A 4,160-nucleotide genomic window follows, 5' to 3' on the forward strand; every position below is an offset into this window, starting at 1 on the left:
GGGGGTGCGGGGTGGGGCGCAGGAGTTGCGTTCGACCAGACCGGCTTCGACGCGGTAGACCCGGCCGGGTGCCTGCCCTGATTCGGGGGACTCGCGCATTTGACGAAGGAGGAGGTCGAAGCACAGGCGTCCGAGTTCGTCGGCGCCGTTGTCGACCACCGTCACGGCGGGCTGCCAGCTGCGCAACCAGCTGATGTCTTCGTGGCAGATCAGGGAAAGGTCCTCTGGAAGACGCACGCCCCGGCTGACGAGGGTCGGCAGGACCCCGAAGACGGCTTCGTGGTTGGCGGCGAACAGGGCGGTCATGGTCGGTTTGCGGTCCAGGAGCGCACGGGTCCCCTCGGCGCCGAAGGCCGGTGAGAAGGGACCACGCTCGACCATCTCAGGATCCACCTCGAGGCCGTGCTCGCGCAGTGCCTGTTCATAGCCGGCGAAGCGTTCACGGCCGGAGTTGGCCGAGGCCAGGCCGCCCACATAACCGATGGTGGTGTGTCCCAGTTCCAGAAGGTGGCGGGTGGCCGAGTAGGCGCCTTCTCGGTCTGAGGCCGTGGGTCCGCGGGCGGGTCGAGTACCATGAAGCGCTGAAGAGCCCCGGTCGGGACGACCCGCCGGCGATCGCGCGAGCAGGGACGACCCAGCAGAAACGGACACCTGTCTGTGTCTTCCACGGCTACTCTCCGCACCGTCCTCACCCCTGGTGTGATCTTCCGCCTCCTCCTGGGCTGGGGCGCGTTGCCGGCCCTCCTGGCCGCGCAACCGTTGCTGTCCGCACATCTTTCGACACCGGTACTGGTGAGCGTGCTGGCGGCGATCATCGCCGTGATCGTGGTGTGCGCCTTCGGTGTGGTCGGTGAGGCCGAGCACCTGGCGCGCCGTCTCGGTGACCCGTACGGCACCCTGGTGCTGACGCTGTCGATCGTGCTCATCGAGGTCATCCTCATCTCCGCCGTGATGCTCGGCCCGGGTGAGCACGCCACCATCGCCCGCGACTCCGTCATGGCGGTGTCGATGATCATCCTGAACCTCGTCGTCGGTGTCGGCCTGTTCGTCGGCGGGATGCGGCACCGCGACCTGCGTCCGAACCGCACCGGTGTCTCCGCCTACCTGTCACTCCTGGTCGTTCTCATCACGGTCGCCTTCGTGCTGCCCGGCCTCATCGGTGTCGAGGGTGCTTACACCGCCGGCCAGGAGATCCCGATCATCCTGCTCACGGTGATCCTCTACGCGTTCTTCCTGTACCGACAGATGGGCGCCCAGCGCGAGGATTTCCAGGAGGTCCCACCCGCGCCACGTACTTCCGAAGTCGTCGACCCGGCCGCACGGCAGGTCACCGACGACCGCCCGTCGGTGCTCGGTGTGATCTCCCGACACCGCGCGGAGGTGATCTCCCGCGCGCTGGTCCTGGTGGCCACGGTGATCCCGATCGTGCTGCTCTCCCACGACATGGCCGCGCTTCTCGATGACGGTCTCGACCGGGCGGGCGCTCCGGTCGCGCTCTCGGGCATCCTCATCGCGATGATCGTGTTCCTGCCCGAGACGATCACGGCGGTCCGCGCCGCGCACACCGGGGAGATCCAGCGCGTGAGCAACCTCTGCCACGGAGCCCTGGTCTCCACGGTCGGGCTCACCATCCCCGCCGTGCTCACCATCGGCCTCCTGACCGGGCAGACGGTGGTCCTCGCGGAGAGCCCGGCCGACCTCGTGCTGCTCGGGGTGACGTTGCTGCTGACCCTGACGACCTTCTCGGGAAAACGAGTGACCGCGCTCCACGGCGCCGCCCACGTGCTCGTGTTCGTGCTCTACGGGCTCACCGTTTTCGCCTGAGCGCCGCTCAGCACGCTCCGAAGCGGTCGTCCGAGGCCCAACCGGTGTCGGCCCACTCCTCGGGCGCGGCCGGGTCGATGTCGGGGAATCGGCTCCGCAGCTCGCCGAGCATCCAGTGCGTCAGCCGGGCGGCGCCCTGGGGGCACAGGTGGATGCCGTCGGGGTTACGGTCGGGTTCACCGTCCCTGTTCGCCCGATAGCTCTCTCCCCAGACCTCACCGGCCTCCAGGACCTCGGCCCGGCCCTCGGAGTCCGCCGCGACCGAGCGCGCCACCTCCGGAGCCCGGTCCAGGTCCTCCATGTGGGGTTCGTAGAAGTCGTCGGGCTCGATCGGTGGCATGGTGACGAAGAGCAGTGTCGCGTCGACCTCGGTGACGGTGTCCACCAACTTCTCGTAGCCCTCCCGCTGCTCCTGCCCGGTGCCCCAGTCGTAGCCGGTGATCTGGTAGATCACCAGGCCGGGTTCGGCGGTCTCGACCTCCTCTGGCAACGTCTCCCACCGTTCCTCGGAGAACGGTCCGACGACGTTGCCCCCGCCATCGGAAGCGAGCGACTCGAACCCGACCCCGCTCGCCTGGAATGCCGCGGCCAAGGCGAGCGAGACGTCCTGGGCCACGGAGTCGCCGAGCAGGAGGACCTTGGGCGGTGCCGTCGTGGTCCGTGCATCCGACGCCGGGGGCACGGAGGGGAGGTCCGCTTCGGAGGGGCCGGCACAGGCGGTCAACGCCAGGGTCAGTGAAGTCAGGGCGGCGGTCGCGGCCAGGGCCGTCCGGCCGGCGGGAGACGATGAGGCGGGTCGGGTGAGCCGCCCGCTCCGTGTGCGCGACGTCGTGTCGGGGCTCTGTGTCGTGGTCATGGTGCCGATCGTCTCCGGGCCCTGTCCCGGTGCCTGCGCCGTCATGTCGCGGATGTGTCGCGAAACGTCCGCCGCCCCGTCCGGGAAGGCCACGACGACCCATACTGGACGCGTGACGGAGATCCTGCTCATCGAAGATGATCCGCTGCTACGGCGCGGACTGCAGCTCGCCCTGTCCAGGCACGGCCACGAGGTCCGTACGGCGGACACGGGCGAGGAGGGGCTGCGCGAGTTTCACGCGAGGACACCGGGCATCGTGGTGCTCGACCTGATGCTGCCGGGCCTGGACGGGTTCCAGGTCTGCCGTCGCATCCGGGCGGACGGTGAGGTGCCCGTGATCATGCTGACCGCCCGAGGCGACGACTTCGACGTCATCGGTGGTCTGGAGGCGGGTGCCGACGACTACGTCGTCAAGCCGGCGCAACCCACCGTGCTCGACGCGCGCATCCGCGCCGTGCTGCGGCGCACGGTCGACGTGCCGAACGAGGTACGGGTCCACCGCGACCTGCGCATCGACACGGTGTCGCTGACGGTGACGGTGGGCGAGGCGCCCGTCATGCTGACCCCGACCGAGATGCGCCTGCTGCTCACCCTGTCCCGGTCACCCGAGCGGGTGTACAGCAGGCAGCAACTGCTGGAGGAGGTCTGGGAGCACGACTATCTCGGCGATTCCCGGCTCGTGGACAACTCCGTGCAGCGTCTGAGGGCCAAGATCGAGGCCGACCCCGCCGAGCCGGTGTACGTCCAGACCGTGCGCGGGTTCGGCTACCGGTTCGGGCCGGTGTGATGGGCCGCCGTTGGCCCCGAGGCCTGCGCCCTCGCCTGTTGGCGGGCTTCGCGCTGGTGACGGCACTGGGGTCGCTGGCCGCGACCTGGGCCATCACCGAATCGGCCGGCGAGGCGCTGGTGGTCTCGAACCAGCGGCGGATCTCAGAGACCGTCGCCGGGCAGATCGGCGCCGTCACCCACGAGGTCTCCCATCCGCCCGACCGGGCCGCGCTCGATCGCGTACGCGACAGCGTGGGCACCGACACCCTGGTGCTCTTCGAGGACCTGCGTTCGGTCGACGGGACGGAGACCGACCTGATCACCGACGAGTTGCGCGAGGCGGTGCGGACGGGGGACCGCGTCGTCACCCAACGCGTGGTCGACGCGGACCGGCCATGGCTCCTGGTGGGCGCCCCCGTCATGATCACCGCGCCGGGCGGTGAGCGCGCCCCGTCCGGGATCGAGGTGTACACCGTGCGGGACCTGTCCGCGGTGGAGGAGGAGGTCGACGCCCTGGTGAGGGCGGCGGCCCTCGCGGGCGCGGCGGCGCTTCTCCTGGCCGCCCTTTTGGGTCTGGTCACCGCGCGTGGGGTGCTCCGCCCGGTCCGTGAGCTCCGAGACACCGCGCGGAGACTGGCCGCCGGTGACCTGGACGCGCGGACCGAACCGCAGGGGGTGGACGAGCTGGCCGAACTCACCGTCACGATCAACG

At 69.9% G+C, this 4,160-nt stretch carries 5 protein-coding genes; 3 read left to right on the forward strand and 2 right to left on the reverse strand.

The genetic code is table 11. The features are described 5' to 3' along the window. Positions 1–774, reverse strand: a 774-nt coding sequence (locus K8V84_RS11525; RefSeq protein WP_304074035.1) for a substrate-binding domain-containing protein, incomplete at its 3' end; no start/stop codon positions are given. On the opposite strand from K8V84_RS11525, the gene K8V84_RS11530 reads away from it, so the two are divergent. Continuing rightward, positions 700–1,824 carry a calcium:proton antiporter gene (locus K8V84_RS11530; RefSeq protein WP_304074038.1) on the forward strand — a complete coding sequence of 375 codons (1,125 nt, stop codon included), beginning with the start codon at positions 700–702 and terminating at the stop codon, positions 1,822–1,824. The genes K8V84_RS11525 and K8V84_RS11530 overlap by 75 nt on opposite strands. A 7-nt stretch (positions 1,825–1,831) precedes the next feature. On the opposite strand, the gene K8V84_RS11535 is transcribed toward K8V84_RS11530, so the two are convergent. Next, positions 1,832–2,680 carry an SGNH/GDSL hydrolase family protein gene (locus K8V84_RS11535; RefSeq protein WP_304074039.1) on the reverse strand — a complete coding sequence of 283 codons (849 nt, stop codon included), beginning with the start codon at positions 2,678–2,680 and terminating at the stop codon, positions 1,832–1,834. A gap of 112 nt (positions 2,681–2,792) precedes the next feature. Here K8V84_RS11535 and K8V84_RS11540 point away from each other — a divergent pair, with 112 nt between their 5' ends. Further along, a complete protein-coding gene (locus K8V84_RS11540) occupies positions 2,793–3,467 on the forward strand; it encodes a response regulator transcription factor (RefSeq protein ID WP_304074040.1) in 675 nt (224 codons plus the stop codon). Between the two features lie 38 nt (positions 3,468–3,505). Beyond that, on the forward strand, positions 3,506–4,160 hold a 655-nt coding region (locus K8V84_RS11545), incomplete at its 3' end, for a HAMP domain-containing protein (protein WP_304074042.1).

Origin of the sequence: Nocardiopsis listeri, from assembly GCF_020741345.1 — a bacterium.
GTDB classification, from domain to species: Bacteria; Actinomycetota; Actinomycetes; order Streptosporangiales; family Streptosporangiaceae; genus Nocardiopsis; species Nocardiopsis listeri_A.